Annotated in this window: 19 protein-coding genes and 1 pseudogene; 8 read left to right on the top strand and 12 right to left on the bottom strand. The window is 71.4% G+C overall.

The annotated features are described in order from the left end of the window. Positions 1-544 precede the first annotated feature (544 nt). The 4 genes and pseudogenes from ACY0MR_RS06890 (at position 545) to ACY0MR_RS06875 (ending at position 3566) form a co-directional block, all read left to right on the top strand. Complete coding sequence (locus tag ACY0MR_RS06890; protein WP_242484344.1) at positions 545-1135, top strand: TIGR02391 family protein; 591 nt, start codon at positions 545-547, stop codon at positions 1133-1135. 650 nt (positions 1136-1785) lie between these two features. Continuing rightward, positions 1786-2454, top strand: a pseudogene (locus ACY0MR_RS06885) (hypothetical protein); the annotation flags it as partial. Positions 2455-2695: 241 nt separating this feature from the next. Beyond that, entirely contained in the window at positions 2696-3097 is a 402-nt protein-coding gene (locus ACY0MR_RS06880; RefSeq protein ID WP_473559785.1) for a cupredoxin domain-containing protein, read from the top strand. Positions 3098-3128: 31 nt separating this feature from the next. Continuing rightward, complete coding sequence (locus ACY0MR_RS06875; protein WP_030497923.1) at positions 3129-3566, top strand: hypothetical protein; 438 nt, start codon at positions 3129-3131, stop codon at positions 3564-3566. On the opposite strand, the gene ACY0MR_RS06870 is transcribed toward ACY0MR_RS06875, so the two are convergent. The 10 genes from ACY0MR_RS06870 to sigK all read right to left on the bottom strand — a co-directional run bounded on the left by ACY0MR_RS06870 (position 3535) and on the right by sigK (position 12197). Next, positions 3535-3930, bottom strand: coding sequence for a DoxX family protein (locus ACY0MR_RS06870; RefSeq protein WP_051788422.1), 396 nt, complete (start codon positions 3928-3930; stop codon positions 3535-3537). The genes ACY0MR_RS06875 and ACY0MR_RS06870 overlap by 32 nt on opposite strands. A 48-nt stretch (positions 3931-3978) precedes the next feature. Continuing rightward, positions 3979-4590: an alpha/beta fold hydrolase gene (locus ACY0MR_RS06865; RefSeq protein ID WP_383096932.1), complete on the bottom strand. Its 612-nt coding sequence runs from the start codon at positions 4588-4590 to the stop codon at positions 3979-3981. A gap of 151 nt (positions 4591-4741) precedes the next feature. Beyond that, positions 4742-5569 (bottom strand): DUF1295 domain-containing protein, encoded by an 828-nt coding sequence (locus tag ACY0MR_RS06860; protein ID WP_451862561.1) that lies wholly within the window; start codon positions 5567-5569, stop codon positions 4742-4744. Then, positions 5566-6852 (bottom strand): class I SAM-dependent methyltransferase, encoded by a 1287-nt coding sequence (locus ACY0MR_RS06855; RefSeq protein ID WP_473559782.1) that lies wholly within the window; start codon positions 6850-6852, stop codon positions 5566-5568. The genes ACY0MR_RS06860 and ACY0MR_RS06855 overlap by 4 nt, the downstream gene beginning before the upstream one ends. Continuing rightward, positions 6849-8186 (bottom strand): class I SAM-dependent methyltransferase, encoded by a 1338-nt coding sequence (locus tag ACY0MR_RS06850; protein WP_473559780.1) that lies wholly within the window; start codon positions 8184-8186, stop codon positions 6849-6851. Before ACY0MR_RS06850 ends, ACY0MR_RS06855 begins: the two co-directional genes overlap by 4 nt. Then, positions 8183-8950, bottom strand: coding sequence for a DUF1365 domain-containing protein (locus ACY0MR_RS06845; protein WP_473559778.1), 768 nt, complete (start codon positions 8948-8950; stop codon positions 8183-8185). Before ACY0MR_RS06845 ends, ACY0MR_RS06850 begins: the two co-directional genes overlap by 4 nt. Continuing rightward, positions 8947-10212: an NAD(P)/FAD-dependent oxidoreductase gene (locus ACY0MR_RS06840; protein WP_473559776.1), complete on the bottom strand. Its 1266-nt coding sequence runs from the start codon at positions 10210-10212 to the stop codon at positions 8947-8949. The genes ACY0MR_RS06845 and ACY0MR_RS06840 overlap by 4 nt, the downstream gene beginning before the upstream one ends. 125 nt (positions 10213-10337) lie before the next feature. Then, positions 10338-10820 (bottom strand): peroxiredoxin, encoded by a 483-nt coding sequence (locus ACY0MR_RS06835; protein ID WP_473559774.1) that lies wholly within the window; start codon positions 10818-10820, stop codon positions 10338-10340. 37 nt (positions 10821-10857) lie between these two features. Further along, entirely contained in the window at positions 10858-11607 is a 750-nt protein-coding gene (locus ACY0MR_RS06830; protein ID WP_473559772.1) for an anti-sigma factor, read from the bottom strand. Further along, positions 11604-12197: an ECF RNA polymerase sigma factor SigK gene (gene sigK, locus ACY0MR_RS06825; RefSeq protein WP_473561722.1), complete on the bottom strand. Its 594-nt coding sequence runs from the start codon at positions 12195-12197 to the stop codon at positions 11604-11606. The genes ACY0MR_RS06830 and sigK overlap by 4 nt, the downstream gene beginning before the upstream one ends. Before the next feature lie 370 nt (positions 12198-12567). On the opposite strand from sigK, the gene ACY0MR_RS06820 reads away from it, so the two are divergent. Further along, a complete protein-coding gene (locus ACY0MR_RS06820) occupies positions 12568-12807 on the top strand; it encodes a chaplin (RefSeq protein WP_365340556.1) in 240 nt (79 codons plus the stop codon). A 151-nt stretch (positions 12808-12958) separates the two neighbouring features. Here ACY0MR_RS06820 and ACY0MR_RS06815 read toward each other — a convergent pair whose 3' ends face one another. Continuing rightward, positions 12959-13369 carry an ATP-binding protein gene (locus tag ACY0MR_RS06815; RefSeq protein WP_473559770.1) on the bottom strand — a complete coding sequence of 137 codons (411 nt, stop codon included), beginning with the start codon at positions 13367-13369 and terminating at the stop codon, positions 12959-12961. Between the two features lie 369 nt (positions 13370-13738). Between ACY0MR_RS06815 and ACY0MR_RS06810 the strand changes: the two genes are divergently transcribed. The 3 genes from ACY0MR_RS06810 (at position 13739) to ACY0MR_RS06800 (ending at position 18186) form a co-directional block, all read left to right on the top strand. Then, positions 13739-15796 carry an MMPL family transporter gene (locus tag ACY0MR_RS06810; RefSeq protein ID WP_473559769.1) on the top strand — a complete coding sequence of 686 codons (2058 nt, stop codon included), beginning with the start codon at positions 13739-13741 and terminating at the stop codon, positions 15794-15796. A 76-nt stretch (positions 15797-15872) separates the two neighbouring features. Beyond that, on the top strand, positions 15873-17447 hold the full coding sequence (locus ACY0MR_RS06805) for a molybdopterin-dependent oxidoreductase (RefSeq protein ID WP_473559767.1): 1575 nt from the start codon (positions 15873-15875) through the stop codon (positions 17445-17447). Positions 17448-17532: 85 nt separating this feature from the next. After that, a complete protein-coding gene (locus ACY0MR_RS06800; RefSeq protein ID WP_190044977.1) occupies positions 17533-18186 on the top strand; it encodes a fasciclin domain-containing protein in 654 nt (217 codons plus the stop codon). Positions 18187-18335: 149 nt separating this feature from the next. Here the strand turns inward: ACY0MR_RS06800 and ACY0MR_RS06795 are convergent, their stop codons facing one another. Beyond that, positions 18336-19205, bottom strand: a complete 870-nt coding sequence (locus ACY0MR_RS06795; RefSeq protein ID WP_473559764.1) for a DUF4394 domain-containing protein — start codon at positions 19203-19205, stop codon at positions 18336-18338. Positions 19206-20128: the final 923 nt, after the last annotated feature.

The raw sequence follows: 20128 nt of genomic DNA, 5'->3' as shown, positions 1-20128 counted from the left end.
GCCCGTCGACGCAGAGGAACGGCGTCGGGGCGACGCGGGCCCCGAAGGGCCTTGGCCGATTGCGGGAGACGGCGTGGGCGTCGTCCTGCGGCGGGTGGCGGTGCGCGTCCAGCAGAAGGCACCGTAGCGCAACGGCCGGAGGTCACGCTGTGAGCCGCTCCATCTGGTCGTGGCAACCGATCGACCGCGACTCCTCAGCGGCCTGGCCATCGACGGGCTCGGCCTGATGCGCCCTCCAGGCACGGAGTTGATCTGGCTCCTGGGCGTGGTCGGAGGCCGCATTGGCCTTGCAGGCCGGCACGAGTAATGAGCATCGGGACGCCGGACGGCAGTGCCCCATGGGGAGGAGCCGGACGAAGTCGGAAATCAGACAGTGGGCGTCCGCGTTGCCGCGTAACGCGCATCCATGTTCACGTACGAGCCGCCGGTTCCGGCGGACCAGCTCCGGAAACTTCCCACTCGGGATGCCGCGCTTCTCCTGCTACAGAACCTTGCCAAAGGCGGCGGCGATCTTCAGTACGCTGGGCTGATAGGCGGTGCCCGCATGGCCTTCCAGGAGGAGAGGGACGTCGACCTGCTGACAAACCGGCTGTCCGACGCGTGGAGCTGGCTGGAGGCCCACGCGCTGTTGTCCCGAGTGCCGCGCCAGTCCGAGAACTTCCGGCGGCTCTCCCGTGACGGCCGGGAGCTGGCGGCGGACCCGAAGGGCCTGGCCCGGTTCGAAGCCCGCACCCGGCTCGCCGGTCCGCTCCATCCGGACCTGGAGAAGACGGTGCGCACCAACTTCGACCTCGGGGACTACGAGACCGCGTGCTTCGCCGCCATGAAGGCCGTCGAAGTCGCCGTCCGCGACGCCTCCGGGCTCGACAACTCCCTCGTCGGCGTGGCGCTGATGCGCAAGGCGTTCCAACCGCACCAGAACGGCAAGCCCGGCGGCCCGCTGGCCGACGCCGGCGCAGAGGGCGGCGAGCAGGAGGCCGAGTCCGCGCTGTTCGCCGGCGCCATGGGCCGCTACAAGAACCCCTCCAGCCACCGCACCGTCGACTTCGCCGACCCGATCGAGGCGGCCCAGATCATCCAGTTCGCCGACCTGCTGTTGCGCCAGGTCGACCGGGCCCGGGCCAGGAACAGCTAACGAGGAGCACTGGAGCCCGTATCGTCCAATCAGCCCGGAGACATGTGGTGACCTGGTGGCTTCCTGCAGTCGTGATTATGGGGTCGGCAGGCGGCGGGCGAGGTCGGGGGCGAGTTGCCCGGCTGCTTGGCCGAGTTCGAGGGCGAGGTCTCGCCGACGGGGGATGCGGCGAGACCTCGCCCTCTCATGCTACGTCGTACATGCCCCGCAGACCTCTTGTCCTGACGGTTTGTTCGCTATGCACACAAACGGGAGATGACTGGTTTGACCTCAGGGTTCGTGGGGGGCGGGGGTGCCACCTGCTCTGATGGGAGCCGCGCGCATCACACAGCCGCGCTGCCGAGTAGCTGGCCGCCCTCTGCTCCGTCCGGGCCTCGAAGTGCTGACTGCCGTGCCCGTGGAAACGACAGTCGGCGCGTTCATCCCTGACCCCCGAGGCCAGCACTGATCGTCTGGACGTGTGCGGCTGTATCAGGCGAAGGCGAAGGGTGTGAGTTCAGCCTCTGCGATGCGCTCACGCGTGAAGAGTGGTGCGACCAGTACCCAATCCTCCTTCGGGGGCGCACCGAATGATGGGTGAAAGGGACTGAACGTCCGGACGCGATCCGGCCTCGTGCCGGTGAAACCTCCCCGGAAGGGGATGCATCGCGATGACAATCAAGCGCTCCACCCGTCTGACCGCCCTCATGGCCCTGCCCGCGGCCCTCACCCTCGCCGTGGCAGCCCCGGCACTGGCCCATGACACCAACCACGCAGGTCAGCAGACGCAGCACGGCCGGAGCTACAAAGTCGACCTGCGGCAGCTGAACGACTCGGGCGCCCGCGGCACCGCCCAGCTCACCCTGCAGGGCCGCCAGCTCACGGTGAAGATCAACGCCCAGGGACTCGTCCCCGGCCAGCCCCACGCCCAGCACATCCACGGCTCCACCACCGGGCACGACTTCACCTGCCCCGACGCCAGCGCCGACAAGAACGGCGACGGCATCGTCACCACCGCCGAGGGACTGCCCGCCTACGGCGACATCAACATCTCCCTGACCACCAAGGGCGACACCACGAAGGCCAGCGGTCTGGCTGTCGACCGGATGCCGGTCGCGGACAAGAACGGCAACCTGTCCTACTCGCGGACGATCGCCGTCTCCCAGGCCGTCGCCGACAACATCACCCGCCTGCACGTCGTTCAGCACGGCATCGACCCCAATGGCAACGGGGTGTACGACTTCGGCAAGGGCAAGAGTGAGCTCGACCCCAAGCTGCCCCAGGAAGCCACCGCCCCCGCCAGCTGCGGCACCATCGAAGGCCACGCCGGAGCCTCCATGGGCAAGAACTACTAGCCCTCAGCGAAGGGGTTGACGCCCACAGCCACAGCTATACGGGCCGTAGCCGTTCCGCCCGTATGACGGCCTCGGTGACCACTCGCCGCCGGGGCCGTCACCGCCCCTTGCTGAAGACCTCGACCGCACCTGGTTCGCGCGCCGCCGCGGTTTCAGGGAGCCCCGCTCGCATCATCCAGCCTCTGTGGCCGTAGGGCCTCCCGCTCAGCGCACCCAGGAGGATCCCATGCTTGTCCGTCCCCGCTCCCGCACACCGCACATGGTCGTGGCGATCGCGCTGCTGTGCCTGCTCATCGCCCTCGCCGGCTGTTCCTCCTCCGGAGGGCCCGCGCCCACCTCCACGTCGCCCTCGGCGCCGTCCTCCACGTCGGTCAGCGAAGAGCGCATCGTCATCAAGGACTTCCGCTTCGAGCCGGCCGACCTCACTGTCGCACCAGGAGCCAGGGTTTCCGTGGTGAACGAGGACTCCGCTCCCCACACCGTGACGGCCAAGGCCGCCGATGCCTTCGATACCGGCACCATCGAAGGCGGCGAGACAGCCACGTTCACCGCGCCGTCCGCTGCCGGCACGTATCGCTACCTCTGCGGCATCCATCCGTCCATGACCGGCGCCCTCACCGTCCGCTGACCCGCGCGGCGTCTCACCATGGAGCGATCCCATGCATCACGATCCGACGCGGCCGGACAGCGGCCACCGGAGGCTGCACGCCGCCGCCCGTCTCCTGGCGGCGGCCGGTCTCGCAGCCGACGCCTACCTTCACGCGCGTCTCGCCGAACGCTACGACGCCGTCAGCGCCACCCTCAGCCAGGGCACCCTCTTCAGAATCGAGGCAGCCATCGCCGCACTCGCGGCACTGCTGCTCCTCGTCCGGCGCCGCCCTCTGGCCGACGCCTTCGCCTGGACCGTCGCCGCCGGCGGACTCGCTGCTCTCCTGCTTTACCGCTACGTCGACGTCGGCGAACTCGGCCCCCTGCCCAACATGTACGAGCCGGCCTGGTTCACCGAGAAGAATCTCGTCGTCATCGCCCAAGTGCTCGCACTTCTCGCCACCTCATTGCTCCTTCTCACCCGTCGTCGCCGACGAGGCCACGCTTGACGTCCTGCAGACCGGCGTGGCGGGCCCAGAGAATCAGCGGAACCTGGAGGGGAAGCCGCGCGTAGGCGACGGCTCTTGCGGTCGTCGAGCGGTGGCGCCAGTCGTAGGCCATCTTGACGTTCGCCGGGAACACTCCGGCGAAGAAGAGGGCGGTCGCGTGGGCGCTCGCCCTTCGGGTCGCCGGCAGCGCGAGACCGGCTGCCAGAGCCAGCTCGACCACGCCGCTGGCCGTGGTCCAGGCCCGGGGGCCACCCGGCAGAGAGCCCGGCACGATGGCGTCGAACTGCCGGGGCGCGGCAAAGTGAGCGAGGCCCGCCGAGGCCATCAGACCGGCGAGCAGAAGCGCGGAGCGAGCAGGGGACATGGGGTTCCTTCGGTCAAAAGGGCGCCGGGGCAGGCGTCCGGGAAGCGTTCAGTGGCTGCGGCGCAGGCGGATCGGGTGACGTTCACCGGCGGACGGGATGAACATGGCGGCGTCCAGCGGTCCTGCCCCCCACATTGTCTCCGGGGTGGAGGTACAGGGCGGGGAATCCAGACCGAGGGCTTCGGCTGTGCTGCGGGCGGCAAGACTGTGCCAGAGACCCGAGCGGCTGATCATGGCGTGGCGGCCGGCGGGCATGCGGATGCCTCGGACGCGGGCCCCGGCCACTTCGGCGCGATGGAGGTAGGCCCACGTGTCGGTGGCCGAGGTGATCCGGTCGGCCGGATCATGGAGGGCGATCACGGTGCGGTGCGCCAGGTGGGTGGCCGGCTCACCGGGAGGGCACCAGGGAGCGAGTGCCACGACGCCACGGACGTGCGGATCGTCGGCGACGCGCAGCGCGGCCCGGGCGCCCATCGAGTGCCCGAGCAGTACCACGGGCAGAGGGCCGACCAGGTCGGCGAGTTCGGCCAGGGCCCGGCGCGTGTCGTGGACGGGGTCGGCGTGCTCGCCGTTCCAGCCGCGCTTCCGGTAGCGGACGTAACCGATGAGGACGTCGGCGTGGCGGGGGTCCTGACCGAGTACCCGGGCGAAAGCTCTCATCCGCAGGTCGGGCAGGTTGAGGGCAGACGGGGGTGCGAGGGAGTCGGCACGTCCGCCGTGCAGCAGCAGTACCGCACTTGCCGCAGGCAGAAACCTGGGCTCGGGCAGGTGGAGAGCGGGGAAGGCGCTGCTCCGCGCGGATCCGCTCATGTCATACGCTCCGGCTTCCCCCGCGAACGGCTTTGCGGGGTGGCAGGGGAAGGAACCCGCTGGTGCGCGCGGTGTACGCGGCGTAACCGGGGCGGTGGGCCATGTGCTTCTCCAGGAGGCGCTTGCCGCTGCCGATGGTGAGCAGCAGGGTCATCAGGACCGGGGAGACGAGGACGGCGAGGGCCGACTGCCAGGCGGTGCAGGCGAGGAGGTACAGGCCCCACCAGACGAGGCTGTCGCCGAAGTAGTTGGGGTGCCGGGTCCAGGCCCACAGGCCCTGGTCCATGATCCGGCCCCGGTTGGCGGGGTCCGCCTTGAAGCGGGCCAGCTGGTGGTCGCCGACGGCCTCGAAGACGAGACCGGTCGCCCACAGCGCGAGCCCGCAGTACGCCAGGGCGCCCAGGGGCGCGGAGCTGTAGGAGGCGGCCTGGACGGGGAGGGAGATCAGCCAGACGAGGGCCGCCTGGCCGAGGTAGACGATGCGCAGCGCGTACAGGGTCCGGTTTCCGGGCGCCTTGTCGAGGAGGGCGGTGTAGCGGGGGTCCTCACCGTGTCCGCGGGAGCGGTGGGCGATGTGGGCGGCCAGCCGCAGCCCCCACAGGAGGGTCGCCGCGGCGACGAGCAGGCGGCGGCCGTCGTCGCCGTGGCCGGCGGAGAGCAGCCAGGTGACGGCGGCGACCGCGGCGAAGGCGAGGCCCCAGGCGATGTCGACGATCCGGTGCAGTCCGCGGCGCACGGCGATCGCGAAGGTGGCGAGGAGCACCGCCCCGGCCGTCGCCGCGGCGGCGGCGAGGTTGACGCCGAGGGCGCCCCAGTCGGTGCCGGTCACGCCGGGACCGACTCGGCGTACCAGGCGGCGGGGGTCGCCGGCATGGCCGACGCCCCTTCGCGGGTGGGGCGTACGGCGAGGATCTGGTCGACGCCCATGCGGCGTTCGGCGAAGGCGAGCGACGCTCCGGCCAGATAGAGGCGCCAGACGCGGGCGGTGGTCGTTCCGACGAGGTCCTCGACGTCGCTCCAGCGCTCTTCGAGGGTGGCGCGCCAGGCGTCGATGGTGGTCGTGTAGTGCTCGCGGAGGGCTTCCACGGAGCGGGCCTCCAGGCCGGCGGTCTCCAGGAGGTCCACGGTGCGGCCGACGGGACGCATGTGCATGTCGGGGGCGATGTACGTCTCGATGAAGGCGCCTCCGCCGGGCGCGTGGGAACCCCGGGACATCTGCTGGACCAGGAGCCGGCCTCCGGGACGCAGCACGTCGTGGAGCTTGGCGGCGAAGGCGGGGTACTCGGCGTCGCCGACGTGCTCGCCCATCTCGACGGCCGCGGCCGCGTCGTAGCCGCCGCCGTCGATGTCCCGCCAGTGCCGCAGCTGGACGTCCACGAGATCGGCCACCCCCTCGCGTGCGGCCCGCGCGGTGACGAACTCGTGCTGGGCGCGGGACAGGGTGACCGCGGTGACGCGGGCTTTGTGCGCGCGCGCCGCGTGGACGGTGAGGGAGCCCCAGCCGCAGCCGACGTCGAGCAGCCGGTCCCCGGGGCCCAGGCCGAGTTTGCGGCAGATCAGTTCGAGCTTGTCGCGCTGCGCGTCGGCCAGGGTGTAGGCCGGGTCGTCGGGCCGGGTCCAGTAGGCGCAGGAGTACGCCATCGTCTCGTCGAGGAGGAGGGCGTAGAAGTCGTTGGAGAGGTCGTAGTGGTGGCTGATTCCCGCGCGGTCCCGCGCGACGCTGTGCAGGCCGCCGGTCAGGCGGGCCCGCCCGTCGGGGCGCTTCGGGGGCGGTCCGACGGCACCGAGGCGTACGGCGAGGGCGGTGGCCGCGGCCATCCCCGCCGGTCCGGGGCGTGCCGCGGGCCGGTCGCGGACGCTTCGGCCGGCCGTGGAGAGGGCGTCGGCGAGGTCGCCCTCGACGTCCAGGTCGCCGGTGACGTACGCCTCGGCCAGGCCGAGCTCGCCCGGCTGCCACACCAGGCGGCGCAGCGCGTCGGGCGAGCGGAGGACCACCAGGGGCGCGTCGGCGGGGCCCGTCTGGCTGCCGTCCCAGGCCCGGACGCGCACGGGGAGCGGCCCCGGGAGGAAGTGGCCGAGGAGTTGGGCGAGTCGGTCGGCGGCGGGGCTCATCGGGGGGTTCCTTCGGTGAGGAGGAGCTGGCGGACGTCGAGGTAGCGGGAGCGGAATCCGGCTTCCGAGTAGGCGAGGTAGAACTCCCACATGCGCTGGAAGACCGGGTCGAAGCCGAGGCCGGTGACGGCGCCACGGCGGGTGGTGAACCGTTCCCGCCACAGGCGCAGGGTCTCGGCGTAGTGCTCGCCGAAGCCGTCGTCGGCGACCGTGCGCAGACCGGCGGCGGCCGAGTGCGCGGCGATGGCCTCGCGGGAGGGGATCAGACCGCCCGGGAAGACGTACTTGCTGATGAAGGTGTGGGTGGCGGCGGTGTGCAGCATCTGCCGGTGGCCCATGGTGATGGCCTGCAGGGCGATCCTGCCGCCGGGGGCGAGCGCGCGGCGCAGGGCCGTGAAGTAGGCGGGCCAGTACTCGGCGCCGACCGCCTCGATCATCTCGACGCTGACGACGGCGTCGTACCGGCCTTCGATGTCGCGGTAGTCGCGCAGCTGGACGTCCACCCGGTCGGCGAGGCCGGCCGCGGCGATCCGCTCGCGGGCCAGGGCGGCCTGCTCGGCGGAGAGGGTCAGGGTGGTGACGCGGGCGCCGCGGGCGGCGGCCCGCAGGGCGAGCTCGCCCCAGCCGGTGCCGATCTCGAGCAGCCGGGTGCCCTCGCCGACGGCGGCGAGGTCCAGGAGCCGGTCGATCTTGCGGTGCTGGGCGGCGGCGAGTGACTCGAAACGGGCGGGGAACCCGGTGAAGACGGCGGAGGAGTAGGTGAGGGTGGGGTCGAGGAAGGTGGCGAACAGGTCGTTGGACAGGTCGTAGTGGCGCTGGATGTTGCCGCGGGCCCCGTCGCGGGTGTTGCGGTCGGCGACGGGGCGGGCCGACACCCACAGGCCGCGGAGCCGGCGCAGCGGAGCGGGCACCAGCTCGTCGGCGTGGGAGGCGAGGACGGTCAGGACGCCGGCCAGGTCGTCGCTGTCCCATTCGCCGGCCAGGTAGGACTCGCCGAAGCCGATCAGCCCGTGGCGGCCGATCCGGCGGTGGAAGGCCTCAGGGTCGTGGAGCGTCAGCCGCGGGCCGGGGGCCGCCGCGCGGGCCCGCGCGGCGGGCACGGTCAGGGCCAGCCGGTCCAGGGCCCGGCCGACGAAGTGCCTGGCGACGGCGGTGCGGACGGACCCGGCCGACGGCAGCCGCGCCACGTCGGGCCACCGGCCGGCGTCGACGTCCGCGCGGCGGGCGGTCGGCACGGCCGCGGGCCCGCTGCTCGGGACCGTCTGGTGGGGGATCCCGAGGGTGCGGCCCGCGGGCTGGGGGCGGGCCTGCGGGGTGAGGGCGGGGCGGGTCACGGCAGCATGCCTTTCTGCGGCGTGGGACGGGGGCGGGGGTGCACGGGCAGGCCGCGCAGCAGCAGGTGGACGCCGTGGCGGCGGATTCCGGCCCAGACGGCGGCGGTGGCGAAGGGCCTGCGGGCGGCGGCGGACAGCAGGGCGGGCACGGTGGCGGGCCTGCGGCGGCCGCGGACCGCCGCGGTGAACGCCCGGCCGCCGCCGTGCTCCAGGTGGACGGTCAGACCGAGCCGTTCGCCGGGCAGCGGCAGCCGCATCCGGTAGCGGCCCTCGACGGCGAAGAACGGCGAGACGTAGAAGGTTTTGTCCGCCACGGCCTCGTCCGCCTCGTCCGTATGCAGCAGGTAGCAGTGGCGCTGCCCGTAGGTGTTGTGGACCTCCGCGACGACGCACACGAGGGCGCCGGCGGGATCGTGGCACCAGTACACGCTCAGCGGGTTGAAGACGTACCCGAAGACGCGGGCGTGCGCCAGCATCACCACCCGCCCGCCGCCCAGGTCGATGTTGTGTGCGGCGAGGAAGGCGTCGAGCCCGGCGCGGAGGGAGCCGGCGGTGCCTTCGAAGTGGTCGCGGGCGTCGAACCGGGCGAGCGGACGCAGTGGCCGGGGCAGCACCGGCAGGTGGTCGAGGTCCACGCACCACAGGTAGGTGTCGTGGCGCAGCGTGTGGTGCAGCGGCGTGCGGCGGACGTGCGTGATCACGCAGTCGTACAGCGCCGGCGCCTCGACCGATGGGAACGCGGCGGTCGTCCCGGTCCTCGTCACCAGCTCACCCCCAAGGAGCGGGCTGCTTCCACGCCGGAGCGGCAGCCGTCCTCGTGGAACCCCCAGCCGTGCCAGGCCCCGGCGTACGCGGTCACACCGGTGTTGAGGCGGGGCAGTTCCTGCTGTGCCGCGACCGACGTGGGCGTGCAGACGGGGTGCTCGTAGAGCATCCGCTCCACTACCCGGTCCGGGGCGATGCCGGTGTCACCGCCCAGCGTGACGACGTAGCCGGAGCCCGCGGGCAGACGCTGGAGGCGCTCCATGTCGTAGCTGACGTGTACGGGGGCGGTGGAGGGCTCGCAGCCGGTCATGCGGTAGTTCCAGCTGGCGCGCGCCTTCGGAGAGCGGGGCAGGAGGGAGGTGTCGGTGTGCAGCACGGTGGGGTTGTGCGAGTACGTGAAGGCGCCCAGGAGCCGCTTCTCGTCAGGGGTGGGGTCCGCGAGCATGCGCAGCGCCTGGTCGGGGTGCGTGGCGATGACCACGGCGTCGTACGCGTCGGTGGCGCCGTCGCCGGTGGTGACGAGGGCGCCCCGGCCCGTGCGCCGGACGGCGTCGACCGGGCTGGAGGTGCGGATGCGGTGGACGCGTTTGGCGGCGGCGGTGACGTAGGCGGACGAGCCACCGGTGACGGTCTTCCACTGCGGGGAACCGGTGATCGACAGCAGACCGTGATGGCGCAGGAAGGCGAACAGGTAGGCGGCCGGGTACGACAGCGCGGTGCGGGCCGGGCAGGACCACACCGCGGCGACGAGCGGCAGGGCGAAGTGACTGACGAAGTAGGGGGAGAACCCACCCTCGCGCAGAAAGTCCCCGAAGGTGACACCCGCATGAGTCCCGCGCGCCAGCAGCCGCCGGGCACCCCGGTGGAAGACCGGCACCTCTGCCAGGAGCCGAAGGTACCGGGCCCGCAGGGCCGCACGGGAGGCGAACAGACCTGCCGCGCCCCGGGCACCCGCGTACTCCAGCCCGCACCCGTCACACCGCACCGACATGCTCATCTCGGCGTCCTGCGTGCCGATCTCCAGCTCCCGGAACAACCTCAGCAGGGTGGGGTAGGTGCGCTCGTTGTGGACGATGAACCCCGAGTCCACAGCAAGTGCCTGACCGCCGGGGCCGGGCAGCTCACGGGTGTGGGCGTGGCCGCCGAGCCGTCCGTCCGCCTCGTACAGGGTGACCTCGTACGAGGACGCCAGGACGTAGGCGGCCGTCAGGCCCGCCACGCCGGCGCCTACGACCGCCGCCTTGCGCTGTTCGACCACCATTGCTCCCGCCACTCGACACGCTGCCCGGCTGCTGCGTCTCACCCGTACTTCGCGGCAGTCGGGCGATCGGATTGGCGTGATGTGTGACCGCGAGGTGGAGGGTCCGGTCGAAGAGGTGTGCCGGTTCAGCCGGTGAGTCCGGCGAGATGCGTGCTCAGCGTGACGGCGGGCGGGTAGCTGGCGCCTATGGCGGTGACGTGCTTCCAGTGCAGGCGGCCGTGGCCGTTGACGATGAACACCGACCGGCGCAGGCCGATCAGGGGTGCGCTGATCCCGAAGGACTTCGCCACCACACGCTCCTCGTCGGACAGCAGGGGCATGGTCAGCCTGCGGTTGCGGGCGAACTTCTCATGACTGTCGAGCCCTTGCGGGCTGATGCCCCACACGGTGGCACCGGCGGACTGGAGTTGGTCGAGGCCGTCGGAGTAGGAGCAGAGCTGTGCGGTGCATACCGGTGTGTCGTCGCCGGGGTAGAAGACGAGAACGAGCGGCTTGCCGCGCTGCTCGCACAGGGTGTAGTCGCGGCGGTGGAAGGTTTCGCCGTCCAGATGTCCGCCGGGCAGGCAGAAGTCGCCGACGATGTCCCCGATCTCCGGGGTGCTGGCCATGAAGTACCTCGATCGCTGATCGTTGCGGAGCGCCCGGTCAGGCGGGCAGGGCCATCAGCAGCAGCGGGTCGGTGGTGGGCTGGGGGGATCCTCCGTCGGGTTCGAGGGTGAGGCCGACGGCGCCCGCGTCGGCCGGGTTCCCGGCGAGGATGACGGTGCCGTCGTGGTCGATCAGACCGGCCGGGAGCATCGTGCCGTCGTGGTCGAGCCACAGCTGGTAGGTCTTCCCGGCGCCGGGCGCCGGCAGGTTGGCGGCGGTGAAGACGGCCTGGTTCCGCTGCTCGGAGGAGACGACGGTGGTCAGGGCCCCGTTGGCGGCCTTGCCGTGCACGGTTTGGGCGTCCGGGGCCGCCAGGACGGCGCTGACCGCGTCGAGCTGCTGCTGGGCCTGGCGGGCCTGCTGCTCCAGCTCCTGTCCGTTCTGTGTCTGCCACACCGCGACGCCGCCCAGTGCGACGGCGGCCACAGTGGCGGCCAGCGCCAGGGATACGGCACGGCGGCGCAGGATGCCGCCGAGGACGGGCGCCGCGCTGGCGGCGGGGACGCGTGGGGGCAGCTGACGTACGCCGTCGATGGTGGCCATGACCTGTGCTTTGGCTGCGGGAGGCGGCGGCTGGGCGACAGCGGCGGCCAGGCGCGCCGTGGTCGCCTGGAACTCGGCTGCTTCCTGCCGGCATGCCTCGCAGGTCTGGAGGTGGGCGTCGAAGTCCTTGCGTTCGGCGTCGTCGAGTGCGCCCAGGGCGTAGGCGGCGGCGAGGGTGTGGGCGTCGGTGGTGTGGTGGTTCATGTGGTCACCCCCATGCAGTCGCGGAGCCGGATGAGCCCGTCGCGCATGCGTGTCTTGATGGTGGGAAGAGGCGTGCGCAGGGATTCGGCGACTTCACGGTAGGTCAGGCCCTGGTAGTAGGCCAGGGTCACGGCCTGGTGCTGGAGTTCGGTCAGGCCGCGCAGGCAGCGGCGTACCTGCTCGGACTCCAGGCGGGTCTCGACCTGTTCGGCGACCTCGTCGAAGGCGGTGGTGTGTTCGCGGGCGGCCTGGGCGTGCTCGCGGTCGGTGGCGGCCTGGGCGGAGCGGACCCGGTCCACGGCCCGGCGGTGGGCGATGGTCGCCGCCCACGTCTGCACGCTGCCGGCGTCGGGCCGGTAGCGGGCGGCCTGCCGCCACAGGTCGATCATGACCTCCTGGGCGACCTCCTCGGACTGCGCCCGGTCGCGCACCACTTTGAGGACGATGCCGAACACCAAGGGTGCGAGGGCGTCGTAGAGGGCGGAGAACGCCTGCTTGTCACCATGGGCCACTTTGCCCATGGTCTCGGTGAGGTCGCTGGGGGCGGCGCGGCCGTTGCGGCCGGTGCCGAAGGGAAGCGGCTGGTTCACCTGCACCGCTCCGGTCGTGGTGAGAAGGCGCAGGGGCGGCCTGGGCCGGCCGTCGGGGGGCGGGGCGTCCATCGCATGCCGGTCCTTGTGTCGTCGCTCGATCGTGCCGGGCCGCCCGGCGGCGGCCCGGTCGCGAAACCTGTGGGTGCTTCGTTGATTCTTCGTAGCGGACCGGCGGGTGGATGGGTGGTGCTTCGTCACCCGCGCCATCGTCGAGTAACTCGTTCGAGGGAAGGCGGGCGCAGGGGCCAAGCCGGAGGGCGGACGGCGGCGAAGACGGTGCGTGAGGTGAGCGGAGCGACGTTCTCTCGCTCTCCTCACCGGCCGCGCGGGTTGCTCGGCCGAGGCACCTTCATGGGAGGTAGTTCACATGGTTCGTGTGCGGAATGGTCTGGCGGTGGCCCTGGCGGCCGGTGCGGTGGTCGTCGGTGGCGCGTCGATGGCGTCGGCCGATGCCGGTGCTCAGGGCGTGGCCGCCCACTCGCCGGGAGTGGGCTCGGGCAACCTCGTTCAGGTTCCCGTTCACATCCCGGTCAACGCGTGCGGTAACACCGTCAGCGTGATCGGGCTGCTGAACCCGTCCTTCGGCAACACCTGCGTCAACGCCTGATCGAGCACAGCGAGAAGAGCTCCGGTCCGCCGCCTTCAAGACGGGGTGGCGCGGACCGGTGATCCGCCCGGAAGGCAGTGTGCTCCGAGCGGGTCGGCCGCGGGCGGCTGTCGGCACAGCCGCCCGCGGTACCACGGCCTTTGCGACTGGGCTACCAGGTCAGGACCGCGATGACCTGCTTGCCCCGGTCGGAGCGGCTGACGAAGAGGTCCGCCCCCAGCGCACGAACGATCCTCAGCCCCCTGCCTCCCGTCTCCTTGCGCCGCCCTTCTCGATGGTTCCCGGCTAGGTCCGCCGTCCCGTCGCTGACGGCGATGCCCGCCTGGCCTCGTTCCAGGCTCAAGGTGAGCGCGTAGGGTCCGGCGGCGTGGAGCACCGCGTTGCCGACCAACTCCGAGACGATCAGTACGAGATCATCGGCGACCTCGCGAGGGCAGGCGTCCGCCTCCTGTTCCAGAAGTCGTGCCACGGCTTGGCGGGCCTGGCGGGCCGCGCGTTCGTCCGAGAGGAGCGGCAGATGCAGCGTGACCGGACATCCGCAGGGAACGGTGGCGGTGTCCATGATGATTCCTCGCAGTGAGCGGTCTTCGTCACCGAAAACGGGTGAAGGGGAACGTCGTGGGGTTGTGATGGTGCCGTGGACTCCGCGCCTGGTTGCCCATCGTCACAGTCCAAGGGTCCGGGAACCCAGTGGCTGACGCTGAGGCCGGCCATTCAGTGCTGCTTTCAGTAACGATTCGTGACGACTGCCGCGATGGATTGCCGGAATCCGGGAAAAGTCCCGAGCCGCCGTCCAGGTGATCTCCAGCGCTCCCTGCCATCCCTGCCCCGCTGCCGTGCCGAAGCGGATGAGGACAGCAATCAGGTGCCGTGCTCCGCTGCCGCCGGCGCCCGCAGCACGCCCCCGGCAGCAGTACAGAGGGATGACTTCGTGCTGAGGCTCAACCGTGCAAGGCCGTACATCGTGTTGCTGCTGTGGCTGATCCTGGCGGTCGCAGCCGGCCCCTACACCGTCCGTCTCGGCGAGGTCGCGCAGACCGGCGGGGACGTCACACTGCGGGAGACTACGGAGTCGGCCCAGGTGGAGCGCCTGCTGAACCCCGCGGGGGCGCAGGCCGCGCTGCCACTGGCCGTGATCTGGACTTCCCGCCCGGAGGGCGAACAGATCACGGCGCGCCAGCAGCAGGCGGCGCGTCAGATCGTCATCCGCCTGACCGGAACCGCCGGAGCTCCGGTGCTCTCCCAAGACGGCCGCGCCATGACCGCGGTGATCGCCGCCGAACCCGACGGCGGGTCCGCCCGCCTGGCCGCCGTCGCGAAGGCGGCGGCCTCGGTCGGCGGCACGAGCGTGCACCTGGCAGGACCCGCGGCCGCTCAAACAGACCTCGACGCAGCCTTCTCGCATACCGACGGCACCCTCCTGGCCGTCGCCCTCGGCGGAGTCCTGCTGATCCTGCTGCTGGTCTACCGCAGCGTGATCATGCCCCTGCTGGTGATCGTGAGTTCTCTCCTGGCCCTCGCGGTGGCCTGCGCCGTCTTGTACGCACTGGCCCGGACGGACTGGCTGTCCATCGACGGCCAGACCCAGGGCATCGTGTTCGTCCTGGTCGTCGGTGCCAGCACCGACTACGCCCTCCTCCTGGCCGCCCGCGCCCGCGAAGAACTCACCGAACAGCCGGACACCCGCCGGGCGATGACCGCAGCGTGCCGCGCCACCGCACCGCCCGTACTCGCCAGCGCCGCGACCATCGCCTGCGCCATGATGACGCTCGTCCTCAGCGACCTGCCCTCCGAGCGGGCCCTGGGCCCGGCGGTGGCAATCGCCATGGCGTGCTGCACCGCCGTGTCGCTTACCTTCCTGCCGGCCGTACTGGCACTGTGCGGGCGGCGCGTGCTGCGGCCACGAGCGGGCACACCGGGAGACTGGTGGGCCCGGCCGGCCCGTGCGCTCGAGCACAGGCCGCGCCGGGCCTGGGCCGGCTGCCTCGCCCTCCTCGCCGCCGGAGCGGCTATGGCGCCGCTACTCGCCCCGACTGGCGTCCCCCTCCACCAGGCCCTACCGGCCCAGGCCCCCTCGGTTGCCGGGCACACCGTCCTCGTACGCCACTTCCCCGCCGGCACCGCCAGCCCCCTGATCGTCCTCGCCCCTGCCGCCCGGTCGGCCGAGGTCCGCGACCGGATCGCCTCAACACCGGGCGTAGCGGCAACAGCCACCACGCCGGCCGAGACCGGTGGCAGGGCGCAGATCCTGGCGACGCTGTCGGACAGCCCGGACAGCGCCCCCGCCCGGCACACGGTGGCCCGGCTGCGCGGCTCGCTGGCCGGGACCGGGGCACTGGTCGGCGGACAGAGCGCCCAGCTCGCCGATCTGCACCAGGCATCGGTGCGTGGCCATCGGCTGATCATGCCTCTGGCACTGGCCGTGGTGCTGGCCGTCCTGATCGTCCTGCTGCGCTGCCTGCTGCTGCCACTGCTGCTGGTCGCCGCCGCCTGGGTCAGCCTGTTCACCGCGTTCGGGGCCTCCGCGCTCCTCTTCCAACTGGTGTTCGGCAGCAGCGTCACGGAGCCCGCCGTGGTGCTGTTCTCCTTCGTCTTCCTCGTCGCGCTGGGGGTCGACTACAACATCTTCCTCGTCCACCGGATCCGCGCCGAAGCGATTCGGCACGGCACCGCGGTGGGGGTCCGCCGGGGGCTGGTGACCACCGGCGGCGTCATCAGCGCCGCCGGCCTCATCCTGGCCGCCACCTTCGCCGCACTGACCGTGATGCCTCTGCTCTACCTCGCCCAGATCGGCTGCATCGTGGCCCTCGGCGTCCTCATCGACACCCTCCTCGTGCGCCTCTTCCTCGTCCCCGCCCTCATCCTCGACCTCGGCCCCCGCACCTGGTGGCCCACCCGCCTCCCGGGCGACCGCCGCCCGCCCGCCACAGCCTCCGCTCCGCGCACCCGTACCCCTGGCCGCGTCGCCGCCTCCACACCCACGCTGTAAGGCAACACCGGCAAGGGATTTCACTCTTTCGAGGGTTGGACCAATCCGCCGGGCGGAGGATGCCGAATGCAGCAACGTGAGCAGCCTCCGCAGCAAACTCGTCCGCGCCGCACTCGGCGCACTGGCCGGACTCCTGGCCGCGTTCACGGCTCTGGCCGTGGCCGAGCTGGTGGCCGGACTGGTGCGGCCCGCGGCGGGGCCGGTGACGGTGGTGGGCGGAGCGGTGATCGACCGGACGCCTGCCGCGGTGAAGGACTTCGCGATCCGCACGTTCGGGGAGAACGACAAGATCGTTCTCCAACTGGGGATCCTCGCGATCCTCGCCCTCATCGCCATCGGCCTCGGCATCCTCGCCCTGTCGCACCGACGCGCCGGTGCGGCGGGGGTGTTGCTGTTCGGGATCGTCGGCGCTGCCGCGGCTCTCAGCCGTCCCGACTCCAACGGCTCCGGTGACGTACTGCCCTCGATCGCCGGAGCGCTGGCGGGAGCTGTGGCTCTGTACGTGCTGGCGACCAAAGCCGCTCCCGTTCACGCCCCGGACGGGCAGCCAGGCACTGGGGGGTGGAGCAGGCGCGGGTTCCTCGCCGCTGCCGGTGTGACCGCCGTCGCCGCTACCTCGGCAGGTGCGCTGGGCCGGTACTTCACCGGCCGGCAAGGCCAGGGCGCCGTCGCCTCCCGGGAGAACTTGGTGCTTCCCAAGCCGGCTTCCCCGGCCCCCGCGGTCCCGGCCGGTGTTCAGCTGAAGGTGCCCGGAATCACCGCCTTCACCACCCCCAACGCCGACTTCTACCGCGTCGACACCGCCCTGACCGTTCCCAAGGTCGACGCCGGAACCTGGCGGCTGCGCATCCACGGCAAGGGGGTCACCCGTCCCCTCACCTACACCCTCGACCAGCTCTTGGCGCGCCCCCTCATCGAACGCGACATCACCCTGACCTGCGTCTCGAACGAGGTCGGCGGCCCCTACATCGGCAACGCCCGCTGGCTCGGCGTCCCACTCGCCGACCTTCTGAAGGAGGCCGGCGTGATCCCTCCGTCGCGGGGAGGGAAAGCCGATCAGCTGGTGGCGCGCTCCGTGGACGGCATGACCCTCGGCTCCCCGGTGGAGGACGTGATGGACGGCCGCGACGCGATGCTCGCGGTCGGTATGAACGGCGATCCGCTCCCCTTCGACCACGGCTTCCCCGTCCGCATGCTCGTCCCCGGCCTGTACGGCTACGTCTCGGCCTGCAAGTGGATCGAGGACATCGAACTCACCACCTTCGACGCCTACGACCCGTACTGGGTCAAGCGGAAGTGGGCCCGCAAGGCGCCGATCAAGACCCAGGCGCGCATCGACACCCCCAAGCCCTTCGCCCGCCCCGCCGCCGGCACCGTCACCGTCGCCGGCGTCGCCTGGGCCCAGCACCGCGGCATCACCCGCGTCCAGATCCGTGTCGACGACGGGCCCTGGCAGGACGCCGACCTCGCCGCACAGGCCGGCGTCGACACCTGGCGCCAGTGGTCCTACCGCTGGAACGCCACCCCCGGCGGACACAACCTCACCGTCCGCGCCACCGACGGCACCGGTCAGGCCCAGACCGAACAGCGCACCCGGACCATCCCCGACGGAGCGAGCGGCTGGCACAGCGTCTTCGTCACCGTCCCCTAGACCACCCGGACGGCCGCAAGGCCCGTACCGGGCAGCACGACCAACCCCCTCGATACCCAGAGAAAGTCCCAAGGAGCAACTGGTCATGAACAGCATGAAGATCCGCCGTACCGCGATCGCCGTCGTCGCCGCAGCCGCGCTGCCCTTCTCCCTGGCCGCGTGCTCCGACTCCGGCAGCGACACCAAGGCCGCCCCCAGCGCGGGTGCCGAGGACGCCGCGAAGACGACGGAGGCGAGCACCCCCTCCGAGGCGCCGATGACCGACGACCAGCCCTTCGGCCCCGCCTGTGCCGGGGTGCCGAAGGAGGGCGCGGGCTCCTTCGACGGCATGGCCAAGGACCCCGTGGCCACCGCCGCCTCGAACAACCCGGCCCTGTCCACCCTCGTGACCGCGGTCAAGCAGGCCGGCCTGGTCGACACCCTCAACAACGCCGAGAACATCACCGTTTTCGCCCCGACCAACGACGCCTTCGCCAAGATCCCGAAGGCCGACCTCGACAAGGTCCTCGCCGACAAGGCCACCCTCACCAAGATCCTCACCTACCACGTCGTCGGCCAGAAGCTCACGCCCAAGCAGCTGGAGAACGGCTCCTTCGAGACCCTCCAGAAGGGCATGATCACCACCGCCGGCTCCGGCGAGTCCTACAAGGTCAACGACACCGCCAACGTGGTCTGCGGCAACGTGAAGACCGCCAACGCCAACGTCTACATCATCGACACCGTCCTCATGCCCAAGTAGGGCTTCGCGCACGGTCCGCACGTCACGGTGGCCCTGCACTAGCCCTCCTCGGAAGGGTGCAGGGTCACCGGCATGATCACTGGGCCGATAGCCGTACCAGGAGCCTGGGCTCGGCAGGGTGCCGCGCCCAGGCCGGCTGCGGGCGGGGGCTACTTCTGGTTGATGGGCAGGGCCAGGTCGGTGACCTGGTACTTGGCCGGGAAGGCGCCCTTACCGGTGGCCTTGCCGGTCAGGACGTCGACTGCGTACAGGCGGTAGGAGCCACCGTTGCCGATGGCGGCGAAGCCGTGGTTAGTGCCGGCGGCCGGGTTGTAGTAGATGTCGAATCCGGCGTCCAGGGCGGCGTCCACGCCGAGGTTGCCGGTGGGGGCCAGGGTGCCGGCGTTGGCCGGGGACTGCAGGGAGATGCGGTCGGCCATCGTGTCCAGGTCGAACAGCGTCGTCGCGGTCGCCGCGTTCAGATCGTTGTTGGTGTAGGCGGCTCCGGTCACTCCCATGGCGGTCGACGGCGGCATGGTCGGGTTCGTCAGGGTGCCGTCGACGGTGGTCGTCAGCGGGGCGGCCGCGTCGTCGATGTTGTGCCGCAGGTTCTGGCCGGTGTTGGAGATGACCCGCAGCCGGTCGGCGGCGGGGTTGAAGTCCACGCCGAACGCCGCGCCGGCCAGGGCCACGGTCAGCTGGGAGACCTTCATGGCCTTGGCGTTGGTGGTGTTCAGGGTGTAGATGCCGCCCTTGTCGCCGACGCCGTACAGCTTCTCGTTCTGGACGCGGAAGTCGATCCCGACGAGCTTGGTGTCCCCGGACAACCCCGAGATCTTGCCCAGCGACCAGGTCTTGGAGGGCTTGTGGACGTCGAACTCGACGAGGCGCTGGTCGCCGGTCAGGCCGATGGCGTGCAGGGCCTTGTGGTCGTGGGCGGGCGGCGTCTTCGAGGCCGTGTCGGACACCGCCAGCGCGGGTGCCGCGCACAGGGCGGCCAGGACGACTGCGGAAGCCGCGGTCACGGTCCGGTTGCGCATGATCACTCCTTCATCGGAGCTTGGGCCCAGGTGGCCCAGGTCTCGTGGTGAATTCGCCGCCGGCGTAGTAGGGGATGGGCGCCAGGGACGGACGCCACCCGCACGGCCCAAGGGCACTGCCTCGGGCTGCGCCATCCGGGTGGGACCGGCCGCGCGCCGGTCCACCGACGGGAGGATGCGACGCTGCCGCTGGTGACGGTGTGGTCCTGGCTAGAGACGAGACATGTCGGCCCACTGACTGTGCGGGACTTGAGATCTGCTGTCATGGGACCGAGGTGCGCGGGCTGCGGCTGCTGGGCTGGCAGGAGGCCCTGCCCCGCTCTCTTGCAGCCGTCCTGGACACCCGGCCCGCGCAGGGGCCGCCGGTCCGAGGGAACGAAGAGTTCGGTCGCCACAGACTCTGTCCGGTCCTGGATGTGCGAGAAGGGGTTACTCGGCGCCACGCCGCCGGCGAGCCGGTGACAGCGATCGACCCGCGTACACGGCGGCTGCCACGCCGTGCGAGCACCCTCACTCCCTCGCCCTATGGACCCAGAGATCATCCATGCGGCAACGGCAACTGAACAGACACACTCACCACCAACGCCGCACTGTTGCAACTTAGTTGCAACAAGCGGTTGTTGGCTCATTTGGGCTAACAGCGGCACTGCGTGTCGCGCCCGCCTCGAAGCCGGGACAAGAAATCCTCTGACCTGCACAATTGTCGCTCCTCGTGGACCCGGGCGCGTCGGCGGCGGGCGGCGGGCAGGCGCGCGGCGATGTCCGGGCGTGGTTTCCTTCGCCCTGCGCAGCCCTGCGCGATGGTGTGTCCGGACCTGGTCAGTCCCGTTGCCTTTCCTGACCCTGCCCGGGCAGTGCGAACTCCCCCGTTCGCCGCGGTGCCGACCGCCACCTGATAAGCCCCCTAGCGACACCGACGCCCG

It is taken from the genome of Streptomyces sp. JN8 (genome assembly GCF_055808075.1).
Note: the sequence above shows the minus strand (reverse complement) of the source record. Positions and strands in the feature narration are given on the sequence as shown.